Source organism: Streptomyces adustus (assembly GCF_009377175.1).
GTDB lineage: Bacteria > Actinomycetota > Actinomycetes > Streptomycetales > Streptomycetaceae > Streptomyces > Streptomyces adustus.
Genome location: NZ_VJZD01000015.1, coordinates 53424 through 71020 on the forward strand (window position 1 = coordinate 53424; position 17597 = coordinate 71020).

The 17597-nt window shown below is 71.3% G+C and carries 12 protein-coding genes; 3 read left to right on the top strand and 9 right to left on the bottom strand.

Translation table 11 applies throughout. The annotated features are described in order from the left end of the window. On the bottom strand, window positions 1-2091 hold the full coding sequence (locus FNH09_RS06040; RefSeq protein ID WP_152885698.1) for a carbohydrate-binding module family 20 domain-containing protein: 2091 nt from the start codon (window positions 2089-2091) through the stop codon (window positions 1-3). A gap of 231 nt (window positions 2092-2322) precedes the next feature. Between FNH09_RS06040 and pulA the strand changes: the two genes are divergently transcribed. Both pulA and FNH09_RS06050 read left to right on the top strand, forming a co-directional pair. Then, window positions 2323-7728, top strand: coding sequence for a pullulanase-type alpha-1,6-glucosidase (gene pulA, locus FNH09_RS06045; protein WP_162468176.1), 5406 nt, complete (start codon window positions 2323-2325; stop codon window positions 7726-7728). Between the two features lie 171 nt (window positions 7729-7899). Next, window positions 7900-8259, top strand: coding sequence for a 5-carboxymethyl-2-hydroxymuconate Delta-isomerase (locus FNH09_RS06050; protein WP_152885700.1), 360 nt, complete (start codon window positions 7900-7902; stop codon window positions 8257-8259). Between the two features lie 15 nt (window positions 8260-8274). On the opposite strand, the gene FNH09_RS06055 is transcribed toward FNH09_RS06050, so the two are convergent. The 3 genes from FNH09_RS06055 to FNH09_RS06065 all read right to left on the bottom strand — a co-directional run bounded on the left by FNH09_RS06055 (window position 8275) and on the right by FNH09_RS06065 (window position 11659). Beyond that, window positions 8275-9057 (bottom strand): TetR/AcrR family transcriptional regulator, encoded by a 783-nt coding sequence (locus FNH09_RS06055; RefSeq protein WP_152885701.1) that lies wholly within the window; start codon window positions 9055-9057, stop codon window positions 8275-8277. 116 nt (window positions 9058-9173) lie between these two features. Beyond that, the gene (locus tag FNH09_RS06060) at window positions 9174-11087 is read right to left on the bottom strand and encodes a hypothetical protein (protein WP_162468177.1); all 1914 of its coding nucleotides are present in this window, start codon (window positions 11085-11087) and stop codon (window positions 9174-9176) included. A gap of 71 nt (window positions 11088-11158) precedes the next feature. After that, window positions 11159-11659: a tetratricopeptide repeat protein gene (locus FNH09_RS06065; RefSeq protein ID WP_152885703.1), complete on the bottom strand. Its 501-nt coding sequence runs from the start codon at window positions 11657-11659 to the stop codon at window positions 11159-11161. A gap of 119 nt (window positions 11660-11778) precedes the next feature. On the opposite strand from FNH09_RS06065, the gene FNH09_RS06070 reads away from it, so the two are divergent. Further along, complete coding sequence (locus tag FNH09_RS06070) at window positions 11779-12186, top strand: hypothetical protein (RefSeq protein ID WP_152885704.1); 408 nt, start codon at window positions 11779-11781, stop codon at window positions 12184-12186. Window positions 12187-12273: 87 nt separating this feature from the next. On the opposite strand, the gene FNH09_RS06075 is transcribed toward FNH09_RS06070, so the two are convergent. The 5 genes from FNH09_RS06075 to FNH09_RS06095 all read right to left on the bottom strand — a co-directional run. After that, complete coding sequence (locus FNH09_RS06075; RefSeq protein ID WP_152885705.1) at window positions 12274-13827, bottom strand: DUF1996 domain-containing protein; 1554 nt, start codon at window positions 13825-13827, stop codon at window positions 12274-12276. A gap of 169 nt (window positions 13828-13996) precedes the next feature. Then, on the bottom strand, window positions 13997-14650 hold the full coding sequence (locus tag FNH09_RS06080; protein ID WP_162468178.1) for a response regulator: 654 nt from the start codon (window positions 14648-14650) through the stop codon (window positions 13997-13999). Next, entirely contained in the window at window positions 14635-15915 is a 1281-nt protein-coding gene (locus FNH09_RS06085) for a sensor histidine kinase (RefSeq protein ID WP_152885706.1), read from the bottom strand. Before FNH09_RS06085 ends, FNH09_RS06080 begins: the two co-directional genes overlap by 16 nt. A 31-nt stretch (window positions 15916-15946) precedes the next feature. Continuing rightward, a complete protein-coding gene (locus FNH09_RS06090) occupies window positions 15947-16987 on the bottom strand; it encodes an SDR family oxidoreductase (protein WP_152885707.1) in 1041 nt (346 codons plus the stop codon). A 60-nt stretch (window positions 16988-17047) separates the two neighbouring features. After that, the coding region (locus FNH09_RS06095) for a winged helix-turn-helix domain-containing protein (protein ID WP_152885708.1) at window positions 17048-17597 on the bottom strand (550 nt) is incomplete at its 5' end.

Consider the following 17597-nt stretch of genomic DNA (forward strand, 5'->3'; position numbering starts at 1 on the left):
TCACTTCCACGTGTCACTCGTGGTGTAGCCGGACGAACTTCCCGTCGTGTACGAGCGGTTCGTCCCGGACTCCCAGGTCACGTTCCCGGAGCCGTCCTTCTTGATGTACTTGTACGTGAAGGCCGTGCTCCTGGGGACGATGACCATCCTGCTCCAGGTCGGGTACGCGGCGGACGACAGCGGGATCGCGTCGCTCGTGTTCCAGGAGCCGAGCGAGGCGATGGAGCCGACGACATAGACGTTGGTGCCCCAGTCGGTCGTCGCGTACTCGTTGAAGGTGACGTCGGTGGCGTCGGCGGTGGCCACGTTCCAGGAGCTGTTGACGGTCAGCGCCGAAGTCACCGCGGAGGCGGACCGGTTGGCGTTCGACTCCCAGGTGACATTGCCCGAGGCGTCCTTCTTGATGTACTTGAAGGTGAAGGACGTGTTGATCGGCACGCTCACCTCCCCGGACCAGACCGGGTACCCGGAGGACGACAGCGGGACCGCCTTGGAGGTGTCCCAGGCGCCCAGCGCCGACAGCGAGCCGACCACGTAGACGCTGGTGCCGCTGGTGGTGGACGCGTACTCGTTGAAGGTGGCGCTGACCGTGGAGGACGAGCCGCCGTCACCGCCGCCGGTGTCGTCGCAGCCCACCGTGCAGGTGTAGGAGGAGTTGTAGAAGGCGACCGCGCTCTTCGCGGGGATGGTGATCGACGCGCTGCCGCCCGACACCGTCACCGTGCTCGCGCCGCCGTCGATCACGTTCTTGTACGTGCCGTCGGCCATGCTCGTGGTGAAGGTGTAAGTGGCCGACGAGGAGCCGTTGTTGAGGGCGAAGAAGCCCGCGCCGCCGCGGCCGAAGCCGATCACACCGGAGGACTTGGTCTGCCAGTCCGAGACGGCGGTGGTGTCGGCCGCGTTGTGCCAGGCGACCATGCCGACCACCGCGGTGTCCCGGTCCAGGCAGTACCAGGAGCCACTGGAGCAGTCCGTGTTCGTCACGAACCCGGAGGAGTTCGGCGGGGCCTGGTCGCTCTGGGTCCACTCCCAGCTGGCGTACACGGTCGGCGTCGACCACTTGTAGGCGAGCTGGAAGAGATTGGCGAGCTTGTAGGTGTCGCCGTCCTTGTAGCTCATGTGCAGACCGTTGCGCTCGGTGTCGTGGTTGGTCACGAAGGACACCGAGTTCGCGGCGGGCAGGATGCCGCTGCTCGCGATCGAGGCGAGGTCGGAGACGTTGCCCTGGAAGGCGGACTTCAGCTTGCTCGCGTAGGTGAAGTCCAGCACGTCGCCGGAGGCGTAGTAGTCGGCCGGCTGCGGGGTCGAACCCGGGTAGATCTCCTGGAAGACGTACGGGTCCTTGCCCGAGGTGGTGTCGGTCAGCTTCGCCTCGATGGCCGCCAGGTCGGCCTCGGGGATGTGCTTGGCCGCGTCGACCCGGAAGCCGTCGACGCCGAGCGCGAGCTGGTCGTTGAGGAAGTCGGCGATGCCGGCGCGGACCGTGTCGGAACCGGTCTTGAGGTCGGGCAGCCCCAGGAGCTCGCAGTTCTGCACCTGGGTGAGGTTGGAGTAGTCCTGGATGGTCAGGTCGGACGTGGGGCAGGACGTGGAGTCGTGGTAGTCCGCGCGGTCCCAGTCCGGGGTGTCGTACTTGTTGGTCACCGTGGTGCCGTTGTAGCCGGTGCCGGTCTGGGCGGCGGTGTGGTTGATCACCGCGTCCGTGTACACCTTCACCCCCGCCGCGTGGCAGGCGCTGACCATGGACGCGAACTTCGCCGCCGTCCCGAAGCGGCTGTTCAGGTTGTACGAGTAGGGCTGGTACACGTCCCACCAGTAGTAGCTGGACTGCTTGAGGGACTCGGCGGGCGGCGCGACCTGGACGGCCCCGTACCCGGCCGGGCCGAGCACGTTCGTGCACTCGGACGCGATCGAGTCCCAGTTCCACTCCCACAGGTTGGCGATCACATCGCCCTTGGCGGAGGCGTCGGCCTGCGCCGGGGCGGCCGGCAGGGCCACCGCCCCGGCCAGCGCGAGGGCGCCGGCGGCCACCGCGGTACCGGCGCGACGCAGCGCGCCGGGCGGTCGGGGGGTACGTCGAAATCTGGTCATGTGCGGCTCCGGAAATGAGGTCACGGGGGGTACGTGCTTCAACAACCGGTGAGAGTGCGGCAGTTGGGAAGGGGCGTCAAGGTCGTCGGTGAAAGTTCTTGCTGTGAGTTTCAAGCCTCTTGCTGTAAACCTTTCGTTAGCGATACGGTCGCGCGGGCGCCCGGCATCGAAGCCGAGCCGCGGTGTTGGGGTCGGACCCAAGAGAGCCGTAATCGCAAGGAGTTCACGCCTGTGATACCGAGTTGGCCGGCGCCCGGGACGCGCCGCATCCTCAGAGCCAGACGGGTCGCGGCCGTCGCCGCCGTGGCCCTCGCCGCAGCACTGGTGCAGCCGCTGGCCGCGCACGCGGCAGCCCCGCCCGCACCGCCCTCGGACGCCAGGCTCGCCGCCGAGCCCGCCCGGCACGACGACACCCGGGAGCAGTTCTACTTCGTCATGCCGGACCGGTTCGCCAACGGGGACCGGTCCAACGACAAGGGCGGACTGACCGGTTCACGCCTGAGCACCGGCTACGACCCCACCGACAAGGGCTTCTACCAGGGCGGTGACCTCAAGGGCCTGACCGACCGGCTCGACTACATCAAGAACCTGGGCACCACGGCCATCTGGATGGCCCCCATTTTCAAGAACCGGCCCGTGCAGGGGACCGGCGCCGACGCCTCGGCCGGCTACCACGGCTACTGGATCACCGACTTCACCCAGGTCGATCCGCACTTCGGGACCAACAAGGACCTCTCCACCCTCATCGCCAAGGCGCACGCCAAGGGCATGAAGGTCTTCTTCGACGTCATCACCAACCACACCGCCGACGTCGTCGACTACCAGGAGAAGTCCTACGACTACCTGTCCAAGGGCGCCTTCCCCTACCTGACGAAGGACGGACAGCCCTTCGACGACGCCGACTACGCGGCCGGTGGGAAGTTCCCGGCCGTCGGCACCGGGTCCTTCCCGCGCACGCCGACCGTCGCCGCCGCGAACAAGAACGCCAAGGTTCCGTCCTGGCTCAACGACCCGACGATGTACCACAACCGGGGCGACTCGACCTACGCGGGCGAGTCCACCACCTACGGCGACTTCTCCGGCCTGGACGACCTGTGGACCGAGCGTCCCGAGGTCGTCAGCGGCATGGAGAAGATCTACCAGCGCTGGGTGCGGGACTTCGGCGTCGACGGCTTCCGGATCGACACCGTCAAGCACGTCGACATGGAGTTCTGGACGCAGTGGGCGACCGCCCTGGACGCGTACGCGGCCGCGCACGGCCGTAAGAACTTCTTCATGTTCGGCGAGGTCTACTCCGCCGACACCTCGATCACCTCGCCCTACGTCACCCAGGGCCGCCTCGACGCCACCCTCGACTTCCCCTTCCAGGACGCGGCCCGCCAGTACGCCTCCCAGGGCGGCAGCGCCCAGAAGCTGGCCGCGGTCTTCGGCGACGACTACAAGTACACGACCGACAAGGCCAACGCCTACGAGCAGGTCACCTTCCTCGGCAACCACGACATGGGCCGCATCGGGTACTTCCTGAACCAGGACAACCCGAAGGCCACCGACGCCGAACTGCTCAAGAAGGACCGGCTCGCCAACGAGCTGATGTTCCTCAGCCGCGGCAACCCGGTCGTCTACTACGGCGACGAGCAGGGCTTCACCGGCTCCGGCGGGGACAAGGACGCCCGCCAGACGATGTTCGCCTCCAAGGTCGCCGACTACCTCGACGACGACGAGATCGGCACCGACCGCACCCACGCCGGCGACGCGTACGACACCAAGGCCCCGCTCTACCGGCAGATCGCCGCGCTGTCCAAGCTCCGCAAGGACAACCCGGCGCTCACCGACGGCGTCCAGACCCAGCGGTACGCGGCCGACGGCCCCGGCGTCTACGCCTTCACCCGCACCGACGCCAGGACCGGCGCCGAGTACGTCGTCGCCTTCAACAACGCCGGCACGGCGAAGAGCGCCACCTTCGCCACCGGCTCGGCCCGCATGGCGTACCGGGGCGTGTACGGCACCGGTGCCGTCGTCGCCTCGAACGCCGACCGCAAGGTCACCGTCACCGTCCCGGCCGGATCCGCCGTCGTCCTCAAGGCGGCCGGACGTCTCGCCCAGCCCGCCGCCAGGCCGACGATCACCCTCAAGGCCCCGGATGCCGGTGCCACCGGGACCGTCGAGCTCTCCGCCGACGTCGACGGCGGTCAGCTGAACCGGGTCGTCTTCGCCGCCCAGACCGGCAACGGCAAGTGGGTCACGCTCGGCTCCGCCGACCACGCCCCGTACAAGGTCACCCAGGCCATCGGCAAGGACGTGCCGGCCGGCACCGCGCTGCGCTACAAGGCGGTCGTGATCGACTCCGCCGGGCGGATCGCCAGCGCCACCGCGGCGAGCACCACGGGCACCGCGCCCGCTCCGGAGGTCCCCACCGCGTCCTCCCGCGACTACGCGGTCGTCCACTACAAGCGCACGGACGGCGACTACGCGAACTGGGGCCTGTACGCCTGGGGCGACCTCGCCGACGGCGAGGCCACCAACTGGCCGGCCAGCCACCCCTTCATCGGCCGCGACGCCTACGGCGCCTTCGCCTACGTCAAGCTCAAGCCCGGCGCCTCGAACGTCGGCTTCCTGGTCATCGACAAGGACGGCAACAAGGACGTCTCGTCCGACCGGAGCATCGACGTCACCAAGACGGGTGAGGTCTGGATCGAGCAGGGGAAGCCGGACGTACTGACCGCGAACCCCGACGCCCCGGCGCCGGACAAGGCCAAGGCGGTCATCCACTACCACCGCGCCGACGGCGACTACGACGGCTGGGGCCTGCACGTCTGGACGGGCGCCGCGAACCCCACCGACTGGCCGAGCCCCCTGAAGCCGGTGAAGACTGACGCCTATGGCGCGGTCTTCGAGGTACCTCTCACCGACGGTGCCACCAGCCTCAGCTACATCATCCACAACGGCGACAACAAGGACCTGCCCTCCGACCAGTCCCTGGACCTCAAGGCCAACGGCTACGAGGTGTGGCTGTTGAACGGCCAGGAGAAGTACCTCCTGCCGCAGCCCGCCGGCTCCGCGGCCGCCCTCGACCTGACCACCTCCAAGGCGGTCTGGATCGACCGGGACACGCTCGCCTGGAACGGCTCCGACGCGGCCGCCTCCACCCAGCTGCGCTACTCCCACGACGGCTCGATCACCGTCAAGGACGGCGCCCTCACCAGCGACGACGAGCGCTGGCTGCGACTGACGAAGTCCACGCTCACCGACGCCCAGAAGGCGAAGTTCCCGCACCTGAAGGACTACACCGCCTGGACCGTCGACCCGCGCGACCGCGCCCGGGTGCGCGAGGCGCTGGGCGGCCAGCTCGTCGCCTCCCAGCTGGCGGCGAACGGCGCGGTCCTGTCCGCGACCGGCGTGCAGATCGCGGGCGTGCTCGACGACCTGTACGACGCGACCAAGGCGAATCTGGGCCCGGTGTTCCACGACGGCAGGCCGACCCTGTCCGTCTGGGCGCCCACGGCACAGAACGTCTCCCTGGAACTGGCCGGCGCGACGGTGCCCATGCACCGCGACGCGACGACCGGCGTCTGGTCCGTCACCGGACCCGCCTCCTGGAAGGGCAAGCCCTACCGGTACGTGGTGAAGGTCTGGGCCCCCAGCGTCCGCAAGATCGTGACGAACAAGGTCACCGACCCGTACTCGGTCGCGCTGAGCGCGAACTCCGAGCGCAGCCTGGTCGTCGACCTGAACGACAAGGCCCTCGCCCCCGGCGGCTGGTCGACCCTGGCCAAGCCCAAGGCCGTGCCGCTGAAGGACGCGCAGATCCAGGAGCTGCACATCCGGGACTTCTCCGTCGCCGATGCGACCGTCCCGGCGAAGGACCAGGGCACCTACCTGGCCTTCACGGACAAGAACAGCGACGGCTCGAAGCACCTGCGCGAGCTGGCCCAGGCCGGCACCTCGTACGTGCATCTGCTGCCCGCCTTCGACATCGCCACCATCCCCGAGAAGAAGGCCGACCAGGCCGGCCCCGACTGCGACCTCGCCGCCTACCCGGCCGACTCCGAGCAGCAGCAGGCCTGCGTGGCGAAGACCGCCGCGAAGGACGCCTACAACTGGGGCTACGACCCGTACCACTACACGGTCCCCGAGGGCTCGTACGCCACCGACCCGGACGGCACCGCCCGCACGGTCCAGTTCCGCAGCATGGTCAAGGCGATCAACGACGACGGCCTGCGGGTCGTGATGGACGTCGTCTACAACCACACCGCGGCCAGCGGTCAGGCCGACACCTCCGTGCTCGACCAGGTCGTGCCCGGCTACTACCAGCGGCTCCTGGCCGACGGCTCGGTGGCGAACAGCACCTGCTGCTCCAACACCGCGCCCGAGAACGCCATGATGGGCAAGCTGGTCGTCGACTCCATCGTCACCTGGGCCAAGGAGTACAAGGTCGACGGCTTCCGCTTCGACCTGATGGGCCACCACCCCAAGGCCAACATCCTCGCCGTGCGCAAGGCGCTGGACGCGCTGACCCTCGCGAAGGACGGCGTCGACGGCAAGAAGATCATCCTCTACGGCGAGGGCTGGAACTTCGGCGAGGTCGCCGACGACGCCCGGTTCGTGCAGGCCACGCAGCAGAACATGGCCGGCACCGGTATCGCGACCTTCTCGGACCGGGCCCGCGACGCGGTGCGCGGCGGCGGCCCCTTCGACTCCGACCCCGGCATCCAGGGCTTCGCGTCCGGGCTCTACACCGACCCGAACTCCTCCACCGCCAACGGGACCGAGGCCGAGCAGAAGGCCCGCCTCCTGCACTACCAGGACCTGATCAAGGTCGGTCTGACCGGCAACCTGGCCAAGTACCGCTTCACCGACACCGACGGCCACGACGTCACCGGCGCCGAGGTCGACTACAACGGCGCGCCCGCCGGCTACGCGGACGCCCCCGGCGACGCCCTCGCCTACACGGACGCGCACGACAACGAGTCGCTGTTCGACGCCCTGACCTACAAGCTGCCCCAGGGCACCTCGGCGTCCGACCGGGCCCGGATGCAGGTCCTCGCCATGGCCACGGCCGCCCTCTCCCAGGGGCCGTCCCTGTCCCAGGCGGGCTCGGACCTGCTGCGCTCCAAGTCGCTGGACCGCAACTCCTTCGACAGCGGCGACTGGTTCAACGCCATCCACTGGAACTGCGCCGACGGCAACGGCTTCGGGCGCGGGCTGCCGCCTGCCGCCGACAACGCGTCCAAGTGGCCTTACGCCAAGCCGCTGTTGAGCTCCGTCAGTGTGGGCTGCGCGCAGATCACCGGGGCCTCGGCCGCGTACCGGGACCTGCTGCGGATCCGTACCACCGAGCAGGCGTTCTCCCTCGGCAGCACCGCGCAGGTGCAGTCGGACCTGTCCTTCCCGCTGTCCGGGAAGAGCGAGACGCCCGGGGTGATCACCATGAAGCTGGGTGACCTGGTCGTCGTGTTCAACGCGACCCCGACCGCCCAGCGGCAGACCGTCGACACGCTGGCCGGGACGGGCTACCGCCTGCACCCGGTGCAGGCGTCGGGCGCGGACGCCACGGTCAAGTCCGCGGCCTACGACCGGGATTCCGGCACCTTCGCCGTCCCCGGACGCACGGTCGCGGTGTTCTCCCGGACCGCCTGACGGCTGTCCGGAGCTCCAAGGGGGGGCGGGTCCGTCACGGGCCCGCCCCTCGTGCTGTCCCGGAGAGGGCGCGGCGGTCGCGACCGCCCGCGGGCCGCCATACGGACGGCGGCGCCGTGCGGTCGGGCCGTGCGGTTAGGGTGATTCGTCGCCCCAGAACAGGAGTGCTCCATGCCGCAGATCACCGTCGACTACTCGGACCGGCTCGCGGACGACTTCGACCGGCCCGGATTCGCACAGGCTCTGCACACCGCCACCGTCGAGATCGCGGCCGCGAAGCCGCCGGCCTGCAAGACACGTTTCCGCCGCACCGCGGACGACGTGGTCGGCCCGGAGACCGAGGGACATGCCGTCGTGCACGTCCACATCGCCCTGCTGGCCGGCCGCACCGAGGAGACCAAGGCCCGGCTCACCGAGGCCGCGCTCGAACTGCTGCGTCAGTACGTGAAGCCCGCCGCGGGCCTGGCCCTGCACGCCTCGGCCGAGGTGCGCGACCTCGACCCGTCGTACCGCAAGTTCGAGGACCGCTGACCCGGCACCCGGGGCTCAGGCCATCGGACCGGGCTCGGGCTCACGCTCCGGCTCACGCTCGGGCCGGGGCTCGGGCTCGGGCTCGGCGGCCAGGGCGAGCAGCCGGGTCGCCAGGTCGCTGAACGGGCCGTCGGCCGGCTCGTCCTGGAGCATCGGCCGCAGCAGCCTGCGCATCCCGTCGTCGAACGCGGCGCTCACGGCGGTGAGCGCCGCGAAGTCGTGCACCAGCTGGATCTCCAGTTCCGCGCGCGGGATGCGGCGGCCGTCCAGCCAGATCAGCGCGGTCGACTCGGCGAGCGAGATCCAGGAGCGGATCACCAGCTCCAGCCGCGCGGGCGGGTCCGTGACCCCCAGATGCGCGAGGATCTGCTCGTACGCGGCCTGCCGCACGGAGTCGATGAGGGCGTTGGTGGCCGAGACATGGCTCATCGGGCGGGACTCGCCCGCGGGGACCGCGGGACCGCCGCGCATCAGGGCCGAGAAGCCCGGCCCGTGCTCGTCCACGAAGTCGAAGTACCGGCGCATCACCCGCAGCAGCCGGGCCCCGAGCGGACCCTCGTGCGGCTCGGCGAACCGGGCCGACAGATCCTCCGCGGCACGCTTCAACGCCGCTTCGTAGAGGCTGAGTTTGCCGGGAAAGTAGTGGTAGACCAGCGGCCGCGAGATGCCTGCGGCCGCCGCTATCTCGTCGATCGAGACCTCGTCGGGCGAGCGGCGGCTGAACAGGTCGAGGGCGACACCGATCAGCTGCTGCCGTCGCTCGTCGACTCCCATTCTGCGGCGAACCCCGGTAGTCATGCGGACACCTTACCGACAGCAACCGGACCCGAACGGGCCGGTCCTGCCACAGATGTTCACACATCCCACACTGGTCGCTCACCTCCCGCCCGTGCCGCCGCGGCGAGGGCCGCCCCTCACCGCAGCCCGCTGATCGCCCTTCCGTCGTCCAGGGTCCCTTCGAGTCCGGCCTGCGCGCCGTCCTTCGTACGCACGCTCAGCAGGCGGCCCCGGGTGCTCGCGTGGACCCCGCCCGTCGTACGGATCGACGCGGTGTCCCGGCTGCCCGCGGCCAGCAGGTACCAGGAACCGTCCTGCGACTTCCACAGCACGCCCGCCAGCACGTGCGGATCGCGGGTGCCGCAGGCCGGCCGGTCCTCCGCCCTCGCGGCGATCGCGCCGTACTTCCCGCCCGGGGTGTGGAACTGGGCCAGCACCCGGGGCCCGTCGCCCCGCCAGGTCTCGGCCCTGGTGCACACCCAGGCGGCCGTGCCGCTCGCGTCCGGCAGCGGCTGCTCGGCGTACTGCCAGGCGTTCACCGACCGCACGCCCTGCGCCCGGGCGTCGGCCAGCGAGCACGCGAACGGCGCCCAGGCGCTCAGCGACTTCGCCCCGGTCGCCTCGTGCGGCGCGGTCGGCTTCCCCGTGGTCAGCCGGGCCGGCACCAGTTCGCCGAGGTCGGTCAGCAGATGGGTGCCCTGGGCGTCGGTCAGCTGGAGCACGTTCCACGAGGTGCAGGTACCGGCCTGGGCCGCCGGGCTGGCCAGCGGGGCGGTGATCCCGCCGGTCAGGCCGAGGTCCATCGCGCCGGCCGAGGGCTTCGTCAGGTCCCGCTCGGCCGCCTTCGTCACCCAGGGCGCGGTCAGATACCGCACATTGCCGTCGGACCGGCCGAGGACCAGCGCGCCCGCATCGGCGGCCGTCGCGCCGTCGACCCGGGCGAAGTCGAGGGCGGCGCCCTGCGTGCCGTCCTTCGGCTCGGCGTAGCGGGCGATGCGCAGACCGTCGTACAGGATCACCACGCGCGCGTTGTCGACCGGGCCCGCGTACAGCAGCTGGGGCGGTCCGGCCGGGCCGCCCGAGGGGGTGCCGGGGGTGACGGAGACCCGGACGTTCCCGCCGGGCCGTGCCCAGACCGCGAGGGCGCGGCGCAGCAGCGCGGTGTCGCCGGTCAGGGCGCCGCGGGCGGGCCACACGGAGAAGTCGGTGCGGCTGGACGTCTTCCACATGGCCGGCGCGACCCGCAGCAGCTTGCCGGGGTCCAGGGCCGCCTCGGCCGCGGGGTTGCGCGCGTACGCCGGGGCGGCGGCGCCGTCGGGGCCCCAGCCGCCGCCCGGCAGGGCCAGCAGCGCGCCGCACACCGCGAGCGCGGCGGCCGCGGCCAGCACGGCCCGGGAGTGCTGGCGGCGCCGCATCAGATCGGTCGGCCGGGCCTGGAGCGCGCAGGGGTCGAACGCGGGCGACTCGAACAGCGTGTACGGCGCGGGGACGGTGTCGGCCTCGCGCAGCGCGGCCTCCGGGTCGGCCACGCCCGCCGACTTCAGCACCCTGCGCACGGCGATGTCCGGGAGCCGTTCCAGCCCGCGCAGCACATGGGCGGCGCGGGCCGGTCCGGACAGCGCCGCCAGCCGTTGCTCCAGGGCGAGCTCCTCGGCGCCGCCCGAGCGCGGGAACAGGCGCAGTCCCCACACCTGGGGCAGCAGCGGCGGAAGCTGGGAGCGCCTGGGCCAGGCCGCGCGGCGCAGCGGCAGCCCCGCCTCCAGCGCCGTCCGTACGACCTGGAGGCGGACGAAGGCGTAACCCGGGTCGCTGTCCCGGCCCTTCGACTGGGCCGGGATGGCGGGCCCGGACGCGCGTCGGCCGGGCAGCGCGCGCTGGGTGAGGGCGTGCGCGGTCAGGACCCGACGGCCGCGGCCCAGGCCGGGCGGCAGCACCAGATAGGCGAGCCGGACGAGCCGCGGATAGTGCTCGACGAGCGCGGCCTCGGCCTGCTCGACGTCGACGTCGGTGGCGGACGATGGGGGGCGCGGGGCGACATGCTGTGGCTGCACGTTCAGCAGAACGAGCGAATCGATGGTTGGTCACCGCCACCGCCCCGGCGGTTCGCCCCGCGGCCCCCGTGTCAGGCCTGCGGTTCGACCAGTGCCCGCGCGTAGTTGGCCATCGACCGCTGGTAGCGCGGCAGATGCGGGGCCAGGGCGCCCAGGACGAGGGAGAGGCCCTCGCGGTCCCGGCCGAGGCTGGACAGGCACAGCGCCAGACAGGCGCGTACCGCGTCGTCCAACTCGTCCGATGGGCCGTCCAGTTCGGGTGTGAGCAGCTTGACGCCCTCCTCCGCCAGGCCGATGTTGCGCAGGGAGCTCGCCAGTTGGATGCGGGCCCGGCGGCCCCGGTAGCCGTCGAGGCCGCGGTCCAGCGCCTCCCGGTACAGGGGGACGGCCCGGTCCGAGTGCCCCGTGGAGTCCCAGGCGCAGGCCTGTTCGAACAGGCCCAGCGGGCTGCCCTCGGGCAGTTCGGCGACGAGCGCGCCGATCAGGGCCCGGAAGTCGGCCGCGTCCTGCTCGGCGTAGTCGTCGAAGCGGGCCCATGCCGCGGTCACCCGGTCGTCCCAGTCGTCGTTCATCCGCCCACCTTCGCACGGGTGCGCGAGGAACGGCGGCCGGTTTCGGGCATCCTGGACCTCGTTTGAGTGTGCCGCGCGCCGCAGCCGTATCCAGGACGAGGCTCTTGCAGGGAGGACAGATGAAGGTGACCCGACCCATGCTCGCGGCGGCCGCCGCCGTGGCGGCGCTGGTGCTCGCGGGCTGCGGCACCGCCGCGGACACGAAGGCGGCGGTTCCGGCGACGGCGACCGGCAGCCTGGAGCACCTGGCCGCCGAGGTGAAGTGCACGCCCGACATGCAGACCGACGCCGACGAGATCCGCCAGGCGGTGTGCAAGGTCGCCGCGGGCAAGTTCATCCTGGCCACCTTCGCCACCGACCGCGGGCAGCGCGAGTGGATCAACTCCGCCAAGGACTACGGCGGTCACTACCTGGTCGGCCGCAAGTGGGTGGCCGTGGGCGAGAACAGCACGGTGGCGACCCTGCGCTCCACCCTCGGCGGGGACATCGAGCAGGGCACCGACCACGGGGCGCACACCGGTCACTGACGCCGGCCGCACGTTCCCCGGACACACGAAAGAACCGGCGGTGGGAGATCCCACCGCCGGTTCTCTTTGCGCGCTAGCGCCGTGCCGTCACTGGCAGCGCTGACCGCGGTTGATGCAGTTGGCGATCTTGGTGTTCTGGGCCGCCGACATCACGTTGATGAAGTCGTCGTGGTCGGTGGCCGCCTTGTGGAGCTGCTCCGGGAAGCCGTCCACCGCGTACGGGTTCTTGACCTGGCCGTTCTGGATGACCGGGGCCGGAACGTCGTACACCAGGCGCATCGTCAGCTGGGGGATCGCCTTGAAGCCGTTGGCGCAGTTGCCGTTGGCGTCGGCGAAGGCGACGTGCGTACGGTGGTTGGCGCTGTCGGTGTTCTGGCCGTCCCAGCAGCTCTGGAACGCGAAGGTGCGGACCACGCTGCTGCCCTTGGGGCAGATCGGGTACTGCGTCGTCAGCTGCACCTTGTTCTCGAAGCCGGTGCAGCTCCAGTGCGCGTTGGCGTTCGCCAGACCGTTCGTGGTGGTCTTCGCGTCACCGGTGATGATCCGCAGGAACTCCGGCATCGCGGTGACCTTGCTGGTCGGGCTGCCGACGAACTTGATCTGGGCCTGCTTGGCGACCAGGATCTTGCCGACGTTGCCTTCCTTGCCACCGCCGTCGTTGTTCTGGTCGAAGTCCTGCGTTCCGTTCTGGAGACGGATCACCGGCCAGTAGTACGACGACTTGTCCTGCTGGTTCTGGCAGGTCGTCTCGGCCGCCGCGAACTTGTCGTTGTTCGCGAAGGCGTCGTTCGACTGGTTGCCGACGTAGTCGTGCAGGTGGTGCGCGCCGTTGGTCACACCGGGCGCCACGATCACGTTGTCGGTGTTGTGGTTGCCGTTGGCGTTGACACCGCAGCGCGTGGTGAACGTACCGGTCGAGGCCTGGCCCGTCCGGCGGGGCTTCGCGGCGACGTTCGCCTGGACCTTCGTGATGTCCACGAAGTCGGCCGCGTTCGGACCGTTGCCGGCCTGGCCGCCGTTGCCCGTCTGCCCGCCGTTGTTCGCCTGACCACCGTTGTTGGCGGGGGCACTCTGGCTGGGGTTGGCGGTCTGGCCGTTGTTGGCCTGGCCGCCGTTGTTCGCCTGCCCGCCGTTGTTGGCCTGGCCGCCGCCCGCGTTGGTCTGGCTGGCCGGGGTGGCGGTGCAGTTGATCAGGGTGTCCAGGTCCGCGGGCGCGGTGCCGCCGACCCGGGTGATCTCCAGCCGGATGCGGTCGAAGATGTTCTTCCGCCGGTCCTGGAGAGGCTGGAGGATGCTGTTCTGGACGAAGCTGGCATCCCGCGCCTGGGCGTCCCGGGTGGTGGCCAGACGCTGGTAGGCCTCGGTGATCTGGCGGTCGAGGTTGCTGAGTTCGCCGCTCACATCGTTGCGAGCCTGCGCCGGGACATTGGTCAGCTTCTGGCCGACGTCCGGGCAGGAGATGGTCGCGGCCTGCGAGGCCGCGGCGGACTTGGTCTGGTTCCACCCCTTGTTGTTCGACTCGTGCGCCGAAGCGTAGAAGTTCGCCCAGATCAGCCCGCCCCCGCCGAGCGCTAGGGCCGCCGATGCGGCTATGGCCTTCGTGGCCATCGACGAACGGCGTTTACGTGTATTGCGTCCCATGGAACTCCTCTGATCCTTGCGGGGCAGCATCGAGGCGCCCGACAGGAGTGAAGCGGCTCCCATCCATACGGAGGCGGTCCCAGGGGTGTTCAAACATCTCAGAAATTCATGAGAGAAACGCGACGCAATCCCGTCCCAACTTCCCCATCAATGCAGGTAGTTGCGCCGCTCAGAGATTCCGGTCCAGATAGGCGAGCACCGCCAGGACGCGGCGATTGTCGTCGTCCGACACCTCCAGTCCCAGTTTGGCGAAGATATTGGCGGTGTGCTTGGCGATCGCCCGTTCCGTGACGACGAGCCGGCCCGCGATCGCCGCGTTGGTCCGCCCCTGCGCCATCAGCTCCAGCACCTCCCGCTCCCGGGGCGTGAGCCGGTCCAGCGGCCGGTCGTGCGACGCCCGCCGCGCCAGGAGCTGCTGGATCACCTGCGGGTCCATGGCCGTACCGCCGCCCGCCACCCGTCGTACGGCGTCCACGAACTGCTCCGCGTCGAACACCCGGTCCTTGAGCAGATAGCCGACCCCGCCGCTGCCGTCGGCCAGCAGCTCGCGCGCGTACAGCTGCTCGACGTGCTGGGAGAGCACCAGCACCGGCAGCCCGGGCCGCTCCCGGCGGGCCCGCAGCGCGCACTGAAGGCCCTCGTCGGTGTGGGTCGGCGGCAGCCGTACGTCCACCACCGCCACGTCGGGTTGCTGCTCAGCCAGGGCCCGGGTCAGCTCGGGTCCGGACTCGACGGCGGCGGCGATCTCGAAGCCGTAGGCCTCCAGCAGCCGCACCAGCCCGTCGCGCAGCAGGAACAGGTCCTCGGCTAGGACAACGCGCACGGAATCTCCATGGTCACCATGGTGGGACCGCCCGCGGGAGAACTGACGGCCAGGACGCCGTCGAATGTACCCAGCCGCCGCTCGACACCGCTCAGGCCCGAGCCGGCCCCGACCGCGGCACCGCCCCGACCGTTGTCGGTGACCGAGATCCGCAGCATGCCGTCGGAGTGGTGCAGGTCCACCCAGACCCGGTCGGCGTCCGCGTGCTTGACGGCGTTGGTCAGCAGCTCGCTGACGGCGAAGTACGCGGCCGACTCCACCGGCGCCTCCGCCCGCCCGGCCAGCTCCACGCCCACCTCCGTGGCGACGGGCAGCCGCAGCGCCAACGCCCGTACGGCGTCGCCCAGTCCGCGTTCGGCGAGCACCGGCGGATGGATGCCCCGCACCAGGTCCCGCAGTTCGGTGAGCGCGTCGGCGGAGGACTGCCTGGCCTGCGCGAGCAGCCGGCGGGCCTGCGCGGGGTCCTTGTCCAGGAGCATCTCGACGACGCCGAGGTCCATGCCCATGGCCACCAGCCGGGCCTGCGCCCCGTCGTGCAGATCGCGTTCGATGCGCCGCAGCTCGGCGGCGGAACTGTCGACGGCGTCGCGCCGTGTCTCGGTCAGGACCCGCACCCGCTCGGCCAGTTCCTCCTGCCCGGGGGCGAGCAGGGCCCGGGTGAGCCGGAAGTGGACGGCCAGCAGCGCGGGCGCCCAGCGGACGCCGAGCAGAAGGAACACCACGCCCAGCACGCCGGCGGAGAGGGCCGGCAACTGACCGGAGACCGGGACGAAGGCGTACCAGTACGCCTCGCCGGTCGTGCCCACATAGATCCGCCACATCCCCGCCGCCAGCGCGAATCCCTCCAGCGCGTACAGCGGGAGCAGCGCGGGCAGCAACGCGGTCGCGAACCCGGCCGTCGCGTCGACCAGCAGCCAGCGCAGATCCCGCCAGGTGGCCGGGTCCCGCAGCAGCGCGTACGTGAGCGCCCAGGGCCTGCCGTCCGCGGGCAGCGGCCGGTAGGCCGAGGGGATGCGTATCCCGCACCACTTCGCGGCCAGGGCCCGCCGCCGGTCGGCGAAGGACCGCAGCCACCTGACGGCCCAGGGAGTGGTGAACAGCCCGATCCCGACGACCGGGACGAGCGCGATCGAGACGAGGCAGAGGGTGTAGCACAGCAGGGCCTCGGGCAGCGACGCCACGGCCAGCGCGAGCCCCCGCCCCGAGGTCAGCGCGGAGGTCCGGGCCCGCGCAGCGAAGTTGCCGTCCGGCGAGTGGGTGTCCATGGCGTCAGTCTCGCGGAGCGCCGAGCGGTGGTCACTGGGCCGAGTCCCCCTGTGCGGGGGTGGTGCCAGGTACACCTCCGCCGGCTGCCAGGACCCTGGCCTCCACCGCCGGGTCGAGCCCCGGGACGGGCCGGTCCGGCCGCCGGGGCGGCGTGCCGCCGATCCCGCGCAGCCAGCTCCAGGTGTCGGCCACGGTCTCGGCGACCGGCCGGCAGTCGAGGCCCGTCGCCCGCGCCCGCGAGGTGTCGCCCGTGTGCATGCTGTCGTGCATGTCGCTGTCCGGCGGCACCCACACCGGCAGCTGGGTCCACGGCTCGATGCCCGCGCCGAGGACGACGTCCGGATCGGTCCAGCGCAGCTCGGCCGCCGCGCCGGTGGCCCGTACGCACGCCTCCAGGAGCTCGCCCGTCGTGGTGTGCCCCGGCGCGGACGCCAGGTTGTACGGGCCGCTCAACTCCCGCTCCGCCGAACCGAGAAGCCACTCCGCGAGGTCGCGGACGTCGACGTACTGAAGGGGCAGGTCCCGGGGCCCCGGTGCGAGGACGGGGCCGCCGCGCGCGATCCGGGCCAGCCACCAGGGCAGCCGCCCCACGTTCTCGTACGGGCCCAGGATCAGCCCGCACCGCGCGAGCACCGAGTGCTCCGCCCCGAACTCCGCCTGCGCGGCCAGTTCGCCGCCCCGCTTGTCGCGTGTGTAGTCCGTCCGGTCCGCGTCGGCCGACGCGCCCTCGACCAGGGGCGTGTCCTCGGCGTACCCGACGGGCTGCGGCCAGGCGTACACCGAGCAGCTCGACACGTACACGTACCGTCCCGCGCGCCCCCGCAGCAGCCGGGCCGTGTCCCGCACCGCGCGCGGTGCCGCCGACCAGGTGTCGACGACGGCGTCCCACTCGCCGCGCGCCAGGGCGGCGAGCCCGTCGGGCGCGGTGCGGTCGCCGAGCAGGCGGTGGGTGCCGGGGACGGCCGGCTGTCGCCCCCGGTTGAACACCGTCACCTCCCAGCCCCGCCCGAGCGCCGCCTCGGCCACGGCCCGCCCCACGAACTCCGAACCACCCAGCACCAGAAGTCTCATGCCGGTGACTGTGCCCGCTCGGGCCGTGGGAGGGAACCGTGATCTGCTGCGGGCAGAGACTCAGCGCGCGAGCGGCGGGGAGTACTTGTAACCGACGCGCCGGACGGTCTGGATCGACCTGCGGTGCTCGACGCCCAGCTTGCGGCGCAGCCGGGCGACGTGGACGTCGACGGTACGGCCGTCGCCCACATGGCCGTAGCCCCACACCGTGCTGACCAGATGGTCACGGGTGTGCACCCGGTTGGGGTGCGCGACCAGATGGGCGAGCAGCTCGAACTCCAGGTAGGTGAGGTCGAGTTCGTGCCCGCCGACCTGGGCGGTGCGCTGTGCGGTGTCGATGCGCACCAGCGGCTCGCCCGGGGCCGGGACGGCCGGCTCCGCGGCCTGGGGGCCGTCGGGCAGCGCCACCGGCAGGAACGGCGGCTGCTGGTCGGCCGGGACCAGGACCAGGTAGCCGACCATCGGCGGGTGGCCCGGCAGGGCGGGCAGGGTGTGCTGCGGGGCGGGCAGCCAGGTGGCGCCCGGCGGCAGGAGGTCCGTCATGTCGACGACCTCGTCCCGGTCGACGGCCCGCAGCCGGTGCCGTGCGGGGCTGGGGGAGGAGGTGAGG